Source organism: Bradyrhizobium sp. 190 (genome assembly GCF_023073415.1).
In the GTDB taxonomy this organism is placed as follows: domain Bacteria; phylum Pseudomonadota; class Alphaproteobacteria; order Rhizobiales; family Xanthobacteraceae; genus Bradyrhizobium.
The window spans coordinates 714,171-728,874 of sequence record NZ_JADPJL010000012.1; the positions used below are offsets into that span (position 1 = coordinate 714,171).

The 14,704-nt window shown below is 63.4% G+C and carries 18 protein-coding genes; 11 read left to right on the forward strand and 7 right to left on the reverse strand.

What is annotated here, in order from left to right:
* Nucleotides 1-8: 8 nt before the first annotated feature.
* From IVB22_RS12460 to IVB22_RS12470, 4 genes are all read right to left on the reverse strand, one after another.
* The gene (locus IVB22_RS12460; protein ID WP_247517600.1) at nucleotides 9-476 is read right to left on the reverse strand and encodes a hypothetical protein; all 468 of its coding nucleotides are present in this window, start codon (nucleotides 474-476) and stop codon (nucleotides 9-11) included.
* A 66-nt stretch (nucleotides 477-542) separates the two neighbouring features.
* Nucleotides 543-2,255 carry an FAD-dependent oxidoreductase gene (locus tag IVB22_RS12465; protein WP_308200388.1) on the reverse strand — a complete coding sequence of 571 codons (1,713 nt, stop codon included), beginning with the start codon at nucleotides 2,253-2,255 and terminating at the stop codon, nucleotides 543-545.
* Between the two features lie 227 nt (nucleotides 2,256-2,482).
* Nucleotides 2,483-2,620 (reverse strand): hypothetical protein, encoded by a 138-nt coding sequence (locus IVB22_RS41590; protein WP_308200389.1) that lies wholly within the window; start codon nucleotides 2,618-2,620, stop codon nucleotides 2,483-2,485.
* A gap of 27 nt (nucleotides 2,621-2,647) precedes the next feature.
* A complete protein-coding gene (locus IVB22_RS12470; RefSeq protein ID WP_308200390.1) occupies nucleotides 2,648-2,974 on the reverse strand; it encodes a hypothetical protein in 327 nt (108 codons plus the stop codon).
* 342 nt (nucleotides 2,975-3,316) lie between these two features.
* Here IVB22_RS12470 and IVB22_RS12475 point away from each other — a divergent pair, with 342 nt between their 5' ends.
* The 3 genes from IVB22_RS12475 to IVB22_RS12485 are packed head-to-tail and all read left to right on the forward strand — an operon-like array spanning nucleotide 3,317 to nucleotide 5,947.
* Nucleotides 3,317-4,378 carry an amidohydrolase family protein gene (locus IVB22_RS12475; RefSeq protein ID WP_247517601.1) on the forward strand — a complete coding sequence of 354 codons (1,062 nt, stop codon included), beginning with the start codon at nucleotides 3,317-3,319 and terminating at the stop codon, nucleotides 4,376-4,378.
* Nucleotides 4,379-4,403: 25 nt separating this feature from the next.
* Complete coding sequence (locus IVB22_RS12480) at nucleotides 4,404-5,516, forward strand: amidohydrolase family protein (protein ID WP_247517602.1); 1,113 nt, start codon at nucleotides 4,404-4,406, stop codon at nucleotides 5,514-5,516.
* A 17-nt stretch (nucleotides 5,517-5,533) separates the two neighbouring features.
* On the forward strand, nucleotides 5,534-5,947 hold the full coding sequence (locus IVB22_RS12485; RefSeq protein ID WP_247517603.1) for a Rieske (2Fe-2S) protein: 414 nt from the start codon (nucleotides 5,534-5,536) through the stop codon (nucleotides 5,945-5,947).
* A gap of 95 nt (nucleotides 5,948-6,042) precedes the next feature.
* Here IVB22_RS12485 and IVB22_RS12490 read toward each other — a convergent pair whose 3' ends face one another.
* Nucleotides 6,043-6,663, reverse strand: a complete 621-nt coding sequence (locus tag IVB22_RS12490) for a TetR/AcrR family transcriptional regulator (protein WP_247517604.1) — start codon at nucleotides 6,661-6,663, stop codon at nucleotides 6,043-6,045.
* A 104-nt stretch (nucleotides 6,664-6,767) separates the two neighbouring features.
* Between IVB22_RS12490 and IVB22_RS12495 the strand changes: the two genes are divergently transcribed.
* The 6 genes from IVB22_RS12495 to IVB22_RS12520 all read left to right on the forward strand — a co-directional run bounded on the left by IVB22_RS12495 (nucleotide 6,768) and on the right by IVB22_RS12520 (nucleotide 11,412).
* Nucleotides 6,768-7,463 (forward strand): PspA/IM30 family protein, encoded by a 696-nt coding sequence (locus tag IVB22_RS12495; RefSeq protein ID WP_247517605.1) that lies wholly within the window; start codon nucleotides 6,768-6,770, stop codon nucleotides 7,461-7,463.
* Nucleotides 7,464-7,507: 44 nt separating this feature from the next.
* Nucleotides 7,508-7,783: a YiaA/YiaB family inner membrane protein gene (locus IVB22_RS12500; protein WP_247517606.1), complete on the forward strand. Its 276-nt coding sequence runs from the start codon at nucleotides 7,508-7,510 to the stop codon at nucleotides 7,781-7,783.
* A 103-nt stretch (nucleotides 7,784-7,886) separates the two neighbouring features.
* Nucleotides 7,887-8,369, forward strand: coding sequence for a hypothetical protein (locus tag IVB22_RS12505; RefSeq protein WP_247517607.1), 483 nt, complete (start codon nucleotides 7,887-7,889; stop codon nucleotides 8,367-8,369).
* 497 nt (nucleotides 8,370-8,866) lie between these two features.
* Nucleotides 8,867-9,916, forward strand: coding sequence for a hypothetical protein (locus IVB22_RS12510; protein WP_247517608.1), 1,050 nt, complete (start codon nucleotides 8,867-8,869; stop codon nucleotides 9,914-9,916).
* On the forward strand, nucleotides 9,913-11,112 hold the full coding sequence (locus tag IVB22_RS12515; RefSeq protein ID WP_247517609.1) for a hypothetical protein: 1,200 nt from the start codon (nucleotides 9,913-9,915) through the stop codon (nucleotides 11,110-11,112). Before IVB22_RS12510 ends, IVB22_RS12515 begins: the two co-directional genes overlap by 4 nt.
* A gap of 93 nt (nucleotides 11,113-11,205) precedes the next feature.
* Entirely contained in the window at nucleotides 11,206-11,412 is a 207-nt protein-coding gene (locus IVB22_RS12520; protein ID WP_108519872.1) for a hypothetical protein, read from the forward strand.
* Between the two features lie 104 nt (nucleotides 11,413-11,516).
* Here IVB22_RS12520 and IVB22_RS12525 read toward each other — a convergent pair whose 3' ends face one another.
* Together IVB22_RS12525 and IVB22_RS12530 are read right to left on the reverse strand one after the other, a co-directional pair.
* Nucleotides 11,517-12,368 (reverse strand): SDR family oxidoreductase, encoded by an 852-nt coding sequence (locus IVB22_RS12525; protein WP_247517610.1) that lies wholly within the window; start codon nucleotides 12,366-12,368, stop codon nucleotides 11,517-11,519.
* 64 nt (nucleotides 12,369-12,432) lie between these two features.
* Nucleotides 12,433-12,813 (reverse strand): winged helix-turn-helix domain-containing protein, encoded by a 381-nt coding sequence (locus tag IVB22_RS12530; RefSeq protein ID WP_247517611.1) that lies wholly within the window; start codon nucleotides 12,811-12,813, stop codon nucleotides 12,433-12,435.
* Between the two features lie 106 nt (nucleotides 12,814-12,919).
* Between IVB22_RS12530 and IVB22_RS12535 the strand changes: the two genes are divergently transcribed.
* Both IVB22_RS12535 and IVB22_RS12540 read left to right on the forward strand, forming a co-directional pair.
* Nucleotides 12,920-14,044, forward strand: coding sequence for an alkene reductase (locus IVB22_RS12535; RefSeq protein WP_247517612.1), 1,125 nt, complete (start codon nucleotides 12,920-12,922; stop codon nucleotides 14,042-14,044).
* Nucleotides 14,045-14,151: 107 nt separating this feature from the next.
* Entirely contained in the window at nucleotides 14,152-14,664 is a 513-nt protein-coding gene (locus tag IVB22_RS12540; protein ID WP_247517613.1) for a GFA family protein, read from the forward strand.
* Nucleotides 14,665-14,704 lie beyond the last annotated feature (40 nt).

The window sequence follows — 14,704 nt, forward strand, 5'->3', positions numbered from 1 at the left end:
GGGCCGTGCTAGCTTCGCAGCGTGTTGCTTATCCGCGTAACCACACTGTCCCACTGGCGCTTTTCCGCGGCGGGATAGTTGATCAGTACGCAGTTCATGGTGCCGTTGGCACGGTTGCAGCGATTGTACCAGATCCGGTCTTTGCGAATGCTGGACACGACAAAGAAATCAGACGTGATCCGCTTGTAGATGATGCCGGCAGGCGGCCGCTGCTTGGCCAGGAACGTGGCCGGCGAATCGTTCTCGGGATTGGGAACGGACTGCACCGTCAGGTCGGCGCGGCGGTCTTCTGTGAAAAACCGTCGCCCGGTTCCACCCTCGGGCGGTCCGGCGTCGCTGGTGAAGATCGAGACCGGCATGTCGACGCTGGTCCCGGAACTCGGGATCTCATACCGCCGCCATTCGGCGTCGCCGGCAAAGGCAAGCGCGGGAGCGAAGATCAAAATGCTGACGATGAACAAGCGCGGCGTACGCATGGAACGATCTCCGGTTCGATTCGAGATAATCGAATCGATCGAGGTTCGTTCCAGCTCCGGACATTTCTAGGGCGCAGCCTCGCCCGCGATATGTTTCCCCGCGATGTAGCCGAATGTCAGCGCGGGCCCGAGCGTGATGCCGGCGCCGGGATAGTTGCCGCCCATGATGCTCGCCATGTCGTTGCCGGCGGCATAAAGGCCTGCGATCGGCTGGCCGTGTTCGTCCAGCGCACGGGCGTGTGCGTCGGTCCTGATGCCGGCATAGGTGCCGAGATCGCCGATCACCATCTTGATCGCATAAAACGGTCCGTCCTTGATCGGCGCGACGCAGGGGTTCGGGCCGTGCAGCGCATCGCCCTGGTAGCGGTTATAGGCGCGCGAGCCCTTGCCGAAGGCGGGATCGCGGCCTTCCGCGGCGGATGCGTTGAACTCGGCGATCGTCGCCTCGAGCCCTTGTCGATCGATGCCGGTGCGGTCGGCGAGTTCGGCGAGCGTCGTACCGCGCTTGAGATAGCCGGTCGCGAGATGATGGCGCAGCGGCATCGGAAACGGCGGCACGCATCCAAGGCCATATTTTCGCAGCGCGCGGTGATCGCACAGGAGAAACGCCGTGATCTCCTCGCCGGGCTTGGCCGCCTTCACCATCGCCTGCACGAAGTCGTGGTACGAATTGCCCTCATTGGCGAAGCGCCTGCCATCGCGCATTACGGCGATGACGCCGGGTTTGGCGCGGTCGATGAAATGCGGCATCACGCCCTTGCTGCCGTCCTTGCGCTCGGTGATCGAGACCGGCACCCAGGCCGCCGCGTTCGGCAAATTGTCCTCGATGCGGCCGCCGGCAGTCTCCGCCAACCGCAATCCATCGCCGGTATTGCCGGGCGGGCCGGGCGAGAAATGTTCGGTGCCCTCGGGGGCATGCGGGAATTTCACCTTGCGCCTTGCGACATCATGCGGAAAGCCGCCGCACGCCAGCACGACGCCACGCTTTGCATTGACGCGGACCAGCTTTCCATGGCGTTCGACGACCGCGCCGCGCACCGCGCCGTCCTCGACGATCAGTTCGTGCACCGGCGACGACAGCCACAGCGGTATCTTCAGGTCGAACGCCGATTTGGCGAGGCGGCCTGCGAGCGCATTGCCGTTGGTCAGCGTCATGCCGCGGCCGTGGCGCAGCACGTCCATCGCATGCTTCGACAGGCGCTTCGTCACATAGATCGCCGAGGTGAGCGATTTGGTCGCGCGCATGAAGTGGACGATGTCCTTGCCCGATCCCAGCATCATGCCGAACACCGTGAGTTCGGGGAGGGGATTGCCGAGGGTCTTGACGTGCTCGCCCAGTTCGCGGCCGTCGAACGGTCGCGTCACCATCGAGCGGCCACCCTGCGTCCCGCCGGGCGCTTCCGCATGATAATCCGGAAAGGTCAGCGGCATGTCGAAGCGCACCGCCGTCTTGCTGGTGAAAAAATCCACCGCTTCGGGACCGGCGGAGAGAAACGCATCGACGCGCGCAGCATCGAAACTGTTGCCGGCCTCATGCCGCAGATAGGTCCGCGCCTGGTCGGGCGCTTCGACAATGCCCCAGTCTCGCGCCAGCGAGGTGCCGGGAATCCAGAGCCAGCCGCCGGAGCGGGCTGTGGTGCCGCCGAAGCGCGGTTCCTTCTCGACGATCAAAACATTGAGTCCGTGATGCCCCGCGGTGACCGCCGCCGACATCCCGGCGCAGCCGGAGCCCACCACCAGCACGTCGCATTCGTAGGTTTCTTGTTCGTTGCCCGCCACGCGATCCGCCTCGTTCTCTTCCCTTGGGTGGTCATTTGGATGGGGATTGAATTATCTGTCAATCGCGCTGCTGCTTCCCTTCTCCCCTTGTGGGAGAAGGTGCCTTGCCGAAGGCAAGGCGGATGAGGGGTTCTCTCCGCGGAGACAGACCCCTCATCCGTCTCGCTGCCGCTGCGCGTCCGCGATCCACCTTCTCCCACAAGGGGAGAAGGGAAGGGCGGGCTGCCTCAATTCCCCGTCTCGAACGAGCAACTGGCGCCGCCGCCCGCCTTCTGCCTGATCTCCGCAGGGTCGAGCGTGCAGTTGAGCTTCGAGAGGCTTTCGAACACCGATCCGGCGGCACCGTCAGGCGGCACGCCGGCCATGGCTTCGGTCGCAAAGATTTCGCTTGCTCACCGGCCGGTGATGGTTTGCTTGTTGCCCTTGAACGTCAGTTCGCAGGAGCGCGCGGTGATGTCGACATTGCTGACCCGGCAAACGATCTTGTCCGCGGTGACCGAAATCTTCTTGGCGTAGCGCACGCCGCTCTGTCCGACGAAAAATGCCGAGACGGCTTCCCGCTCATCCGCGGTCAGCAGCGGGGAATACAGTGCCACGACGCCTGCGAGCGCCAGCGCCGCCGGTCCGTTGGCGGTTGCCGAGGCGGCCGATGCGGTGGATGCAGTTGCCGTGAGAAGCGAGATGGCGAGAACGGCCAGCCTGCCGGATTTCATTTTCATTTCATCCCCCAAATTGACGCGCGCGCGTTGCGCGAACATTTGGAGGAGGTTCGATTTGTCTGTCAATCGAGCTGGCTTCCTCCCTTCTCCCCTTGTGGGAGAAGGTGCCTTGCCGAAGGCAAGGCGGATGAGGGGTTCTCTCCGCGCAGACAGACCCCTCATCCGTCTCGCTGCCGCTTCGCGTCAGCGATCCACCTTCTCCCACAAGGGGAGAAGGGAGCGCGCCGTGCATTCAGGGCAGGGCGGCCCCCCACAGTAAAGCGCTTGCGCCGCTTTGCTATCAGCGGCACATTTGCAAGCGCGACGCCAAGATCGCCGAGACGAAAAGCCTGAGGAAGCTCCATGGCGGCCACGCGGATCGACTGTGATATTCATCCCGCCGTGGGCGGAACCCGCACCACGCTGCTGCCCTATCTCGACGACCATTGGAAAGAGCAGGTGGTCAGCCGCGCCATCGATGGCCTCGACCTTAACTCGTATCCCCCCAACATGCCGTTCTCGGGCCGCGCCGATTGGCGCCCGGCCAATGGCAAGCCGGGCTGCGAACTCGCGATGGTGCAGCGCGGCGCGTTCGACCAACTCGGTTCGAGTCATGCGATCTGCAACGTCGTCTACGGCGCGCAGGCGGTGTTCGATCCCTACATGGCGGCCGGCTTCTGCAAGGCGATCAACGACTGGATCGCCGCCGAATGGCTTTCGAAGGACCCGCGGCTGAGCGCGTCGATCGTCGTGCCGATGCAGGCGCCTGATCTGGCGGTGGAGGAAATCGAGCGCAGAGCCAGCGACAACCGCTTCGTCTCCGTGCTGGTGCTGGCGCAGGGCGAGACGCTGCTCGGACGCCGACATCACTGGCCGGTCTGGCAAGCGGCCGCGAAGCATAAGCTCCCGGTCGCGATCCATGCCGGCAGCGCCTACCGCACCGCGCCGAGTTCGATCGGCTGGCCGTCTTATCGCTACGAATATTATCTCGCCGAAGCGCAGGCGTTTCAGGCCCAGATATTGAGCCTGATCTATGAAGGTGTGTTCGGCAAATTTCCTGATCTCAAGGTCGTGCTGATGGAGTCAGGCGTGAGTTGGCTGCCGGCATTCATGTGGCGCGCCAACAAGACCTGGCGCGGCGTGCGCGTCGAGGTGCCGTGGGTCGAACGCGAGCCGGCGTCGATCATCCGCGATCATATCCGCGTCACCATGCAGCCGTTCGACGGTCCGCCGGATGCCGCAGGTGTCGCCGATGTCATCGAGCAGATCGGCTCCGACAAAATGTTCCTGTTCGCGTCCGACTATCCGCACTGGCAGTTCGACGGCGACGATCCGATGCCGCCGCATCTGCCTGATAGTATCGTGTCGCGCATGTGCGCCGACAACCCGTTAGAGACCTTTCCGCGGCTGAAGCTCGCCGCATAGAATTCGAATACCGAAGGAGGATCGCATGAGTGACGTCATCGACCGCCCCATCCTCGCCGAGGAAGAAGCCGCCAAGAGCCGGCTGCGCATCATCGATTGCGACGTGCATCCGAGCGTCCATGCGCACACCGACCTCGATCAGTTCCTGCCGAAGCGCTGGCAGGAGCACTTGCGCACCTACGGCAGCCATCTGCGCACGCCCTATATCGGCACCACGCCCTATCCGCGCTCCTCGCCGCTGATCGCACGCCGCGACGCCTGGCCGCCGACCGGCGGACCGCCTGGTTCGGATCTCGATTTCATGCGTAAGCAGCATCTCGATCCGCTCGATATCGAGTTCGGCATTTTGCAGGTGCTCGATCTCTTCATCTTCTCCCAGCAGAACCTCGAATTCGGCGCCGCGATCCAGCGCGCCATCAACGACTGGCAGCTCGCGTTCTGGTCCGACCGCGATCCGCGGCTGAAAGCCTCGATCCTTGCCGGTCAGGACGATACGCAGTTCGCGATCGCCGAGATCGAACGCTGCGCCAAGGTCGGCCGCTATGTGCAGATCAACGTCTGCCCGCGCGCCAACGAACCGCTCGGGCGGCGGCGTTACTGGCCGATCTATGAGCGCGCGCAGGAGCTCGGCCTGCCGCTCGGCATTCACGTCGGCGGCTATGGCGGGCATGCGCCGACCGGCGGCGGCTGGCCGTCTTATTATGTCGAGGAGCATCAGTCGAACGCGCACACCATGGCGGCGCAGCTTACGAGCCTCGTGCTCGAAGGCGTGCCGGAGCGCTTCCCGAATCTCAAGATCGTGTTCATCGAAGGCGGCTTTGGCTGGATCCCGTCGGCGACCTGGCGGATGGATAGGCATTTCGAAGCCTTCCGCAGCGAGGTGCCGCATCTCAAGCGTCGGCCTTCGGAGTATGTGAAGGAGCATTTCTGGTTCACGACGCAGCCGATCGACGAGCCCGATGAGGCAAAGCATCTGCGCTCGCTGATCGAATGGGTCGGCGCCGATCGCCTGCTGTTCTCGTCGGATTATCCGCATTGGGATTTCGACGATCCGCGCTTCGCCTTCAAGACGCCGCTCACCGAGGCCGAGCGCCGGAAAATCTTCAACGGCAACGCCCGCGCGCTCTACAAGCTCTGAGCGACGACAAGGACAACATGGCCCGGCACATCGTCGCCCGCACGTCAGATATCCCGCCCGGCGGCAACAAGGTCTTTGGCGTCGAGGGCCGCGACATCGTCGTGTTCCACGTCAACGGCGAATTCTTTGCGCTGCTCAATCGCTGTCCGCATGAAGGCGCGCCGCTGGAGAAGGCCGCCTGCGTTGCGCGGCTGACCTCGCCGGAGCCTGGAATCTATCAGCGCTCCCGCGTCGGCGAACTCTTGCGCTGCCCATGGCACGGCTGGGAATTCGACATGCGCAACGGGCAATCGTATTTCGATCCGAAGCGCGTAAAGGTCCGTTCCTATCGTGTCGCGGTCGAGAGCGGCGAGGAATTGCAGAAGGGCCCTTATGTGGCCGAGACCTTTCCGGTGCACGTCGAAGACAGCTACGTCATCATCGAGGTGTGATGGTCCGTAGGGTGGGCAAAGGCGCGCAAGCGACGTGCCCACCATCTATCCGCGTCATCAGCCGGAAATGGTGGGCACGCGTCGCTTTGCCCACCCTACGACTTGCCCGGGACGACGGGGAGCATCAACCCATCGACCATCGCGCGCACGATGGTTGCAATTTCCTTCCGCAGCGCCTCGACCGGCACCGCGATCAGCTTCTGTTCAAGCCCGAGCAGCACCATGCCGTGAGCGGCCGAGAAAAGACTGCGTGCCGTCACGCCGAGTTCGGGCGGCGTTCGCGCCGGAAACAGTTCGGCGAGCGGACGATAGATATGGCGGAACAGATCCATCTGCTCGCTAATCGCCCATTCCGGAACGGGCTTGCCCGGCGCCATGCGATGTTCGAACAGCGCGCGCCATAGTTCGAGATTTTCCGCGGCGAAATCGCAATAGGCGACCGCGATGCGCACCAGCGTGTCGCGATGAGAGGCGGGGTCCTGCGCTTCTGCGGCGGTGAGGGCAGAATCCAGCCGCGCAAGCGTCCGCGATCCCACCCGCAGGATGAGTTCGTCCATATCCTCGACGAGATTATAGACCGCACCGTTGGCAACGCCGATGTCCCGCGCCAGCTCCCGCGTCTTCAGACCAGCCAATCCGCCCGCGGAGATGCTTCGCTCCGCTGCCAGGATCAGGTCTTCTCGGAGTTTTTCTCGTCTTTCCAATGTCTTGGACATTATTTACCAATTTCTTGAGCGTCGCTCAAAATAATTCTTGAGCAACGCTCACGTTGATGCTACAACTGATTCATGAGCAGTGCTCATAACACAGGGAGCTACCAATGTTCAAAACTGTTTTGACGCTCTTCCGGGGCAGCGTGGCTGCCGCGGGAGAAGAACTGGAAGACCGCTCGGCCCTTCTCATTCTCGACCAGCAGATGCGCGATGCGGCTGCGGCCGTCGAACGTTCCAAGCGCACGCTGGCGCTGGCGATCGCAGGCGACCAGCAGGAGGGTCGCCGGCTCGACGCCACCAACGCCCGGATCGCCGATCTCGAAGTTCGCGCCACCGCAGCACTTGATGGCGGCCGGGAAGATCTCGCCCGCGAGGCGGCGCAATCGATCGCCAATCTCGAGGCCGACCGCGATGCCGCGATGACCGCGCGAACCCTGTTCGCGTCCGAAATCACGCGCATGAAGCGGCAGGTCGCCGGTGCCGAGGCGCGCATCACCGAGCTCGATCGCGGCCGTCGCATCGCCCGCGCGTCGGAAGCGGTTCGCAATCTTCGAAGGGGCGGCGTCGAAGCCGCGCGTCCCTACGAATCCACGCTGCCGGAAGCGGAGAACACGCTGAAGCGCCTGCGCGAACGGCAGATCGAGGCCCAGGCCGCCGCCGACGCCCTGATCGAAATCGATGCCGCCAGCGGACCGCAGGCGACCGCCGAAAAGCTCGCCGAACAGGGCTTTGGCCCACGGCTCAAATCAACCGCGGACGACGTGCTCGCGCGGCTGAACGCCAAACGCACGCAAGCTGCCTGAAACTGAATTTGATCGATTAAACCCATATCAAACAGGAGATTATCATGAACCAGAACGTCCAACCCCACAGCGGTGCCTGGGTTACCTTCACCTATGTTTCATTTTCCGCCTCGGCCTTCATGGTCGCCGTCGGCGTGTTCTTCCTGCCGCTCGATCTCTGGATCAAGGGCTACCTGGCGATGGGCATCGTCATGCTCGTGCAGTCCTGCGTCACCCTGGTCAAGACCGTGCGCGACATGCACGAGAGCGGCAAGATGGTGAACCGCATCGAGGACGCCAAGGCCGAGCGGTTGCTGATGGAAGTTTCCAAAGCTGCTTGATTTCAAGGCCGCGTAGTTTCCAAGGCCGCGTAACCTGTGACGCGGTGCTGGCGAAGGCGGGCGGCGGGTGCGCTCAGCACCCGCCGTCCGTCGGCGGCCAGGCATGATCGAGAAATCGCTGCAGTCCGGTTTCGCGTCGGAAGACTTAAAGGAAGGATCGACTTCAATGAAACGACCCGTGGTGTTTCTTCTGCTGGGACCTTCGCTGGTCGCGCTCGCGGTGTGGATGGTTGCTGCTGCCATCGCGGGCCGGATCGACGATAGCTTCGTTGGCGTATGCGCGATAACGGCCTTTCTGCTCACGTTGCCTGTATCGTCGATTGCCGGGCTCATGGACGGGTATCTTGCACGGGGCTTGCCGACGCTGTTGAGGGCATCCCTGACCGCGGCCTTCGGCATGACGATTGCCATCGGATTGATTCTCGCCCTGTTCGCGATCATTTACTCACCGACGGTGCCGACAGAGGTCATGAACGGCGCACTCTGCGCGGGCTTCTTCCTGCTGCTGCCAATGGGCTTGTGCTCGCTGTTGTCGAATGATGACGGCAACCGGCAACGGCATTCGATTGAACCGGCCTGCGCGTGAAGGCGGGATGTGACGGCCGCGTAACCTGTGACGCGCGGCGCTAGCGAGCGCGGACGGCCGTTTGCTGTCATGAATCATTTGACGCGGCCGCTAAATGCATCGTTTACCCTTTCACAACCTAAAGATGATCGAATCATAGCCCATTAACTGGCGCGGGCGCAGAAATGTCGGGCGGATCAGGTTGCGGCGCGGCTATGACCAAGATAGTTCGCGACGTGCATGAGAGCAGCCGCTTTGTGAACCGCATCGAGGATGCCAAGGCCGAACGGCTGCTGATGGAAGTTTCCAAGGCTTCGTAATTTCCAAGGCCGCGTAACCTGTGACGCGGTGCTGGCGAAGGCAGACGGCGGATGCTTCGGCATCCGCCGTTTTCCTGTCTTACCGGAATGTTTGACGTCACCAACACATCGTTTACCCTCCTGCCACCGTAACGTGTCGCACTCATGGCTCCTTAATGGGCCCGGCGCACAAATCCGGACCGAGTGCGGGCAAGTGGCATGGCGTTTATCTCGAGAGGCAATTCGGCGATCCGTCATGCGTTGGGGCAGGTCCGCTCCGCGGCCGGACGTCTGGGCGGCTATGGCGTGTTCTGGCTGAAGGCGCTGCGTCAGCCGACCATCGATCTTACCATTCGCACCCATGCCGGGCTGATCACGCGCATTGTCGAAACTCCCGGACTATCGCTTTCCGAAGCTGAACTCGGCGAACTGGTCGCGCAATTACGCGTCGTGGCCGCCAAAACGCTGCCTGAGGAAAGCCTCACCTACGGCATATTCTCCGGCGACCGCGAACGGTTGTCACGCGCCATTGTCACGCTGATCTCTGAGGAAGTGACCGGACGGCCGATCGCCTTCAACGCGCTGTCAGTGATGGAGGTCGAACTCGACGGGGAACCTGCGGAAGTCACCCATCTCGGTCTTGTCATGATTGATCCCGACGAGCGTGGGCGGGGGCTGTCCTGGGTCCTCTATGGCCTGACGGCGCTCGTTCTCTTTGCCCGTGACGGGTTGCGTCCGAAATGGATTTCGAACGTCACCCAGGTGCCATCGGTCGTCGGCATGGTCAGCCAGACCTTTTCGGATGTCTTTCCGTCGCCGCATCCGGACTCACGCCAAAGCTTTGCACATCTGCAACTGGCGCGCAGCATCATGTCGCGTCATCGCGCCGTATTCGGCGTGGGTGATGAGGCCGGCTTCGATGAAGCCCGGTTTGTCATCACCAATGCCTATACCGGCGGATCGGACGCATTGAAGAAGACCTTCGAAGTCGCGCCAAAACATCGCGACGAGCAATACAACGCGTTTTGCGCCCGTGAGCTGGACTACGCCAGGGGCGACGATGTCCTGCAACTCGGCCGCATCGACCTTGCGGGCGCGCGACGCTATCTCCTGAGCGAAGTGCCCTCCGGTTCGCTGCCGGCACTGCTCGCAACCGGCACCGCGCTGGCCCTGCAGCGGCTGGTGCTTCCCGCCGTTCACTGGATGGACGATACGCGGCCCTTCGGTATCTTGCGGCCGCGGACGCCGGGAAATGGGAACGGCCCATGACGCCGGGAATGATCGCCGATTCCATCGTCAACCTGTGCGGCGCGATTGGCCTTGGCGTCGCCATGGCCACGCTCTACCGGCGTGATCCCAGGAGCCCGCTGACCCGGCGCCTGCTGGTTGCGCTTGGCATCATCGCGTTGCTGTTCCTTGTGCGGGGGACAGCGTGGTGGAGCGGCAGCGGGGTGCTTGACAACCTGTCGATGATCCCGGCCGCGCTGATCCCGCTCGGCGCCTTGCTCGTCACCGAAGGGATACTGCGGCGTCATGCCCCGCGCCCGGCCAAGATCGCCATTCTGACCGGCGGCATCGCGCTCGGTCTCGCCGGCGCTGTCGGATCGGAGCGTTTTGCTGCGCCTTTTGCCATGCTGCTCGTCTTGTTCCAGCTTGGCGGCTTTGCAATTTGCGCCTGGCTGCTGGCGACGCGCGACCGGACCACGCTGATGGCGTCCGAGAATACGAGCATCGGCCGCCTCGCCGTCGGCGCCGTCCTCGTCATTCCCTTCATCGTCACCGATTTCAGGGTGTTGATGCCGGATATCCCGGTCAGGCTAGGGGCATTGGGGGCGCTGCTGGTTGTTACCGCGATCCTGATCGCGGAACGCGGCGCGGAGACGCAGCGTCAGGCGCTTCTGATGACGGCGTTGCGGCTGTCGAGTTCGGCGCTTCTCGGTATTGCCGCGGCGTTTGTCGCGCCGGATGTCGATGCGGCGCAGGTCATGCGATTTTGCGCCATCGCGATCGCGGGCGTTCTCACCATTGGCTTGATGGTGGACGCGCTGCGCGCCTACTTCGAATCGCAGGTGCCCGGCGTTCTCAATTCCGTTGCGGCGTCGCCGGCCCGAACCCGCGACGCGCTGATCGCGGAACTCGCGCGTCACCCGATCTTCGAAAGCGCCCGGCGCTACCGTGAGGGTGAACTCCAAGCTTACGACCCGCCGCTGCTGCGCGATTTCCTGTCGGCCCGGCGGGTGTTACGCCGCCCCGACGCGCCGTGGGGGCAGGAATTGTCCGATCCTGCCGTCGAGCGCGTCGTGTCGCTGCTGGCCGCCAACAGCGCGACACATCTCATCGTCCTGTCGCATGATCCGATCGACATCATCGCGCTTGCGGTTCCCGTGATTTCGGCCGATCCGGCCACGGAAACGGCGCTGGCGCTGGTGCGGCGCCTGCTGGCGCTGACGCCGGAGACCATCTGACATTTCGTCGCGCAAATTTTCTTGCCCGACTTACGAAATGCATCGTGATTGTGATAAGACCGCCGCCGTAACGGTTTATGACGGGGCAGGTCGATGTCGAAGCAAGCCATGCGCGAGGAGGCCGAGCGCCTGATCCGCGAGACGATGGAAAAGAAGGCCCTCGTCGTCAAGCAGGGCAATACCAGAATCGAGGCGGTCTGCGGCAAGTGCGGCGCGCCGAACCGCGTCCAGGCGGAGAAGGGCGCAACTCGAGTCAAGTACGTCTGCAAGCAATGCGGCGACAAGCAGGTGACGCTGTAAGAATTCGCGGTTTGTAGGGTGGGCAAAGCGAAGCGTGCCCACCATTCCTTGCGGAGTGCGTGATGGTGGGCACGGCGCAAGCGCGCCTTTGCCCACCCTACGAACTACGACTCCTTCACAAACCTCGCGAACGCCTCCGCATAATCCGGATGCCAGCGCGACAGCGCGGGACGATTTTCCACGATATCGCCGGCAGCCCACAGCATGCGCCGTTCGTCGAGTTGCCTCGGCACGTCATTGTCCGGGCACAGGATGTAAAAATCGCCGGCATCGATGCGCGCGATCATGAAGTCGACGGTCTGCTCGGCCGTCCAGGCGCCGGGCGGCTTCTCGGTGCGGCCCCGCGCGGTCAGCGCGGTGAAGACGTGACCGGGGATCATCAGATGCGCAGTGATCCTGCAGCCCGGTATGTTGCGCAATTCGTGCTGCAGCGCCTCCGTCTGCGCCTTCACGCCGGCCTTGGAGACGTTGTAGGCGGGATTGCCGGGCGGCGTCGTGATGCCCTGCTTGGAGCCGGTGTTGATGATGAGGCCGGGCCGTCCGCGTTCGACCATGTGGGCTGCAAACGCCTGCGTGCCGTGAATCACGCCCCACAAATTGACCGCGAGAATGCGCTGCCAGTTCTCCAGCGGGCCAAAACTGTTGCTGTCAGGGCCGATGCCGGCATTGTTCATCAGGATGTCGGTGCCGCCGAACCGCTTTTGCACCGCGGCTTCCAGACCCGCGATCTCATCGAAGCGGCTGACGTCGACCGAGGCCGTCATGATATCGGCAGCGCCGCCCTTCGCGACGGATGCGAGCCTTGCGCCGGCTTCAGCAAGCCGCTCGGTGCCGATGTCGGCGATGCAGACCTTCATGCCGATGGCGGCGAAATGTGTCGCAGCCGCGAGTCCGATACCGGACGCACCTCCAGTGATCACGGCGACATTGTTCGGCGACATGGCGGGATGGGGCATGTAAAGTTTCCTGGACTGCTTGGGACCTCAGTGCGTCCAGTTATCGCATACTTTCCGCCTGTTATCAGCCGGCGCGTTTCTTCGCCCGGCCGATATCGGATCGCAATGCCTGCAATTCCTTGCGCGCCGCGCTTGTGGCGGTGCGCTCGATCTTGCGGTAGCGCGCGACCAGCGAGCGGCCGAACGGCGTCAGCACCGCGCCGCCGCCGTTCTTGCCGCCGGTCTGCCGCTCCACGGCGGCCTGACGGCAGATGCGGTTAATCTCGTCGACCAGATCCCATGCCCGCTTGTAGGACATTTCCATGGCCCGGCCGGCGGCGGAAATCGAGCCACTTCGATGGATCGTTTCGAGCAACTCGATCTTGCCGGGACCGATACGCCCCCCTGCGTCGATATCGATGCGGACGCTGAGCGAAGGATGGGGCTTGCCGTTCGGTTTTTGCATGGAAGATGTGCTCACTCGCTTCGACGCTACACGTTGCGCCCCAAACCTTTTACGAACAAGCTGAAGCGGTTACATATCCGTATCAACACGGGGTTCTGGAATAGACATGAATTATCCATCGCTGTTTTCGCCGCTCAAGGTCGGTCCCTATCAACTCCAGCATCGCCTCGCGTTGGCGCCGTTGACGCGGATGCGGGCGGCAAAACCCTCGCTCGCGCCGCGGCCGCTGAACGCGGAATATTACGCGCAGCGCGCGACGCCGGGCGGGTTGCTGATCGCTGAAGCCTCGCCGGTGACGGAAACGGGCTTCGGCAGCCCCGGCGTGCCCGGAATCTACACCGAGCAGCAGATCGCGGGCTGGCGCGAGGTGGTCGATGCCGTTCACGCCAGGGGCGGAATCATTTTTCTGCAGCTCTGGCATGTCGGACGCGTCTCGCATTCCTCGTTCCAGCCGGGCGGCGTGTTGCCGGTCGCGCCGTCGGCGGTGCCGATTGCGGACTTGAAGACCGGGACCGCGGACGGCAAGGCGGTACCTTATGAGACACCGCGCGCCCTTGAGACGTCGGAAATTCCTCTGGTGGTTGACGCCTATCGGCAGGCGGCGAAGAATGCGCTTGGGGCCGGCTTCGACGGTGTCGAGGTGCACGGCGCCAACGGCTATCTGATCGAGCAGTTCCTGCAGTCACACACCAATTTGCGCACCGACCAATATGGCGGCTCGATTCCGAACCGCGTGCGCTTCCTGATGGAAGTGACGCAGGCGGTGGTGGACGTGTGGGGCGCTGACCGCGTCGGCCTTCGGCTCTCGCCCTATGGCGTTGCCAACGGCAGCGGCGAGCCGGACCCGATGCCGCTCTATACCCACGCGGTCGAACAGCTCAACCCGCTCGGCCTCGCCTACCTGCATTTCATCGAGCCGCGCTCCTCCGGCGCCGGCCGCGCCGAGGTCAACCATCAGAACGTGCCATCGGCGATGGTGCTGTTCCGCCCGATCTGGAAGGGCGTGCTGATCGCCGCCGGCGGCTTCACCGGCGAGACTGCGGATGCCGCGATCCGGGATGGCCATGCCGACGCGGTCGCATTCGGCCGCATCTTCATTTCCAATCCGGACCTGCCGCGCCGCCTGCAACGCGGCTTCCCGCTGACGCCCTATAACCGAGCGACCTTCTACGGCGGCGACGTGGCGGGTTATACGGATTATCCGGAGCATAACGAGCTGGAGCAGGCGTAACTCGATCGTAGCCCGGATGGAGCGAAGCGAAATCCGGGCCAATAGCACCAGCGTTCCCGGATTTCGCTTCGCTCCATCCGGGCTACATGATTGCCGAGGGGCTCGCCATGTTTCCGGAAGAGGAATCGGAGAAAAAGAAAACCAAAGCCGTCGCGCTCGGCAAGCCCGCCGCCGGCCAATGCCTGTGCGGCAAGGTCGCCTTCGAGATCGACGTGCCGGCGCGCTGGGCCTGGCACGATCATTCGCCGTCGAGCCGCCGCGCGCACGGCGCGGCCTACGCGACCTATGTCGGAAGCTGGCGCAAGCGCTTTCGCATTACTAAGGGCAAGACCAGCCTCACGCGCTATGAAGACAAGGCGACCAAGACCGTGCGCAGCTTCTGCTCCAGTTGCGGCACGCCCATTGCCTACGAGCGCCCGCGCTCGCCGCACATGGTCAACATCCCACGTGCGCTGTTCTTGGGCCGCACCGGGCGGCAACCGCTCTATCACATCGCGATCGAGGAATTGCAGGAATGGGCCTACACCGGTGAACCGCTGGTGCCGCTGAAGGGATATCCCGGCGTGGTCTGGCAGCGCTCGAAAAAGAAGAAACGCGCGGACCGGGAAGGGATGGTCTAGAGCAGGATGAGATTGGGTTGGGCCGTGACGACGGACCATC

Excerpts from the sequence above, each read along its gene's own strand:
- IVB22_RS12460 (WP_247517600.1), bottom strand. The coding sequence starts at position 476 with ATGCGTACGCCGCGCTTGTTCATCGTCAGCATTTTGATCTTCGCTCCC.
- IVB22_RS41590 (WP_308200389.1), bottom strand. The coding sequence starts at position 2,620 with ATGGCCGGCGTGCCGCCTGACGGTGCCGCCGGATCGGTGTTCGAAAGC.
- IVB22_RS12470 (WP_308200390.1), bottom strand. The coding sequence starts at position 2,974 with ATGAAAATGAAATCCGGCAGGCTGGCCGTTCTCGCCATCTCGCTTCTC.
- IVB22_RS12475 (WP_247517601.1), top strand. The coding sequence starts at position 3,317 with ATGGCGGCCACGCGGATCGACTGTGATATTCATCCCGCCGTGGGCGGA.
- IVB22_RS12480 (WP_247517602.1), top strand. The coding sequence starts at position 4,404 with ATGAGTGACGTCATCGACCGCCCCATCCTCGCCGAGGAAGAAGCCGCC.
- IVB22_RS12485 (WP_247517603.1), top strand. The coding sequence starts at position 5,534 with ATGGCCCGGCACATCGTCGCCCGCACGTCAGATATCCCGCCCGGCGGC.
- IVB22_RS12490 (WP_247517604.1), bottom strand. The coding sequence starts at position 6,663 with ATGTCCAAGACATTGGAAAGACGAGAAAAACTCCGAGAAGACCTGATC.
- IVB22_RS12495 (WP_247517605.1), top strand. The coding sequence starts at position 6,768 with ATGTTCAAAACTGTTTTGACGCTCTTCCGGGGCAGCGTGGCTGCCGCG.
- IVB22_RS12500 (WP_247517606.1), top strand. The coding sequence starts at position 7,508 with ATGAACCAGAACGTCCAACCCCACAGCGGTGCCTGGGTTACCTTCACC.
- IVB22_RS12505 (WP_247517607.1), top strand. The coding sequence starts at position 7,887 with ATGATCGAGAAATCGCTGCAGTCCGGTTTCGCGTCGGAAGACTTAAAG.
- IVB22_RS12510 (WP_247517608.1), top strand. The coding sequence starts at position 8,867 with ATGGCGTTTATCTCGAGAGGCAATTCGGCGATCCGTCATGCGTTGGGG.
- IVB22_RS12515 (WP_247517609.1), top strand. The coding sequence starts at position 9,913 with ATGACGCCGGGAATGATCGCCGATTCCATCGTCAACCTGTGCGGCGCG.
- IVB22_RS12520 (WP_108519872.1), top strand. The coding sequence starts at position 11,206 with ATGTCGAAGCAAGCCATGCGCGAGGAGGCCGAGCGCCTGATCCGCGAG.
- IVB22_RS12525 (WP_247517610.1), bottom strand. The coding sequence starts at position 12,368 with ATGCCCCATCCCGCCATGTCGCCGAACAATGTCGCCGTGATCACTGGA.
- IVB22_RS12530 (WP_247517611.1), bottom strand. The coding sequence starts at position 12,813 with ATGCAAAAACCGAACGGCAAGCCCCATCCTTCGCTCAGCGTCCGCATC.
- IVB22_RS12535 (WP_247517612.1), top strand. The coding sequence starts at position 12,920 with ATGAATTATCCATCGCTGTTTTCGCCGCTCAAGGTCGGTCCCTATCAA.
- IVB22_RS12540 (WP_247517613.1), top strand. The coding sequence starts at position 14,152 with ATGTTTCCGGAAGAGGAATCGGAGAAAAAGAAAACCAAAGCCGTCGCG.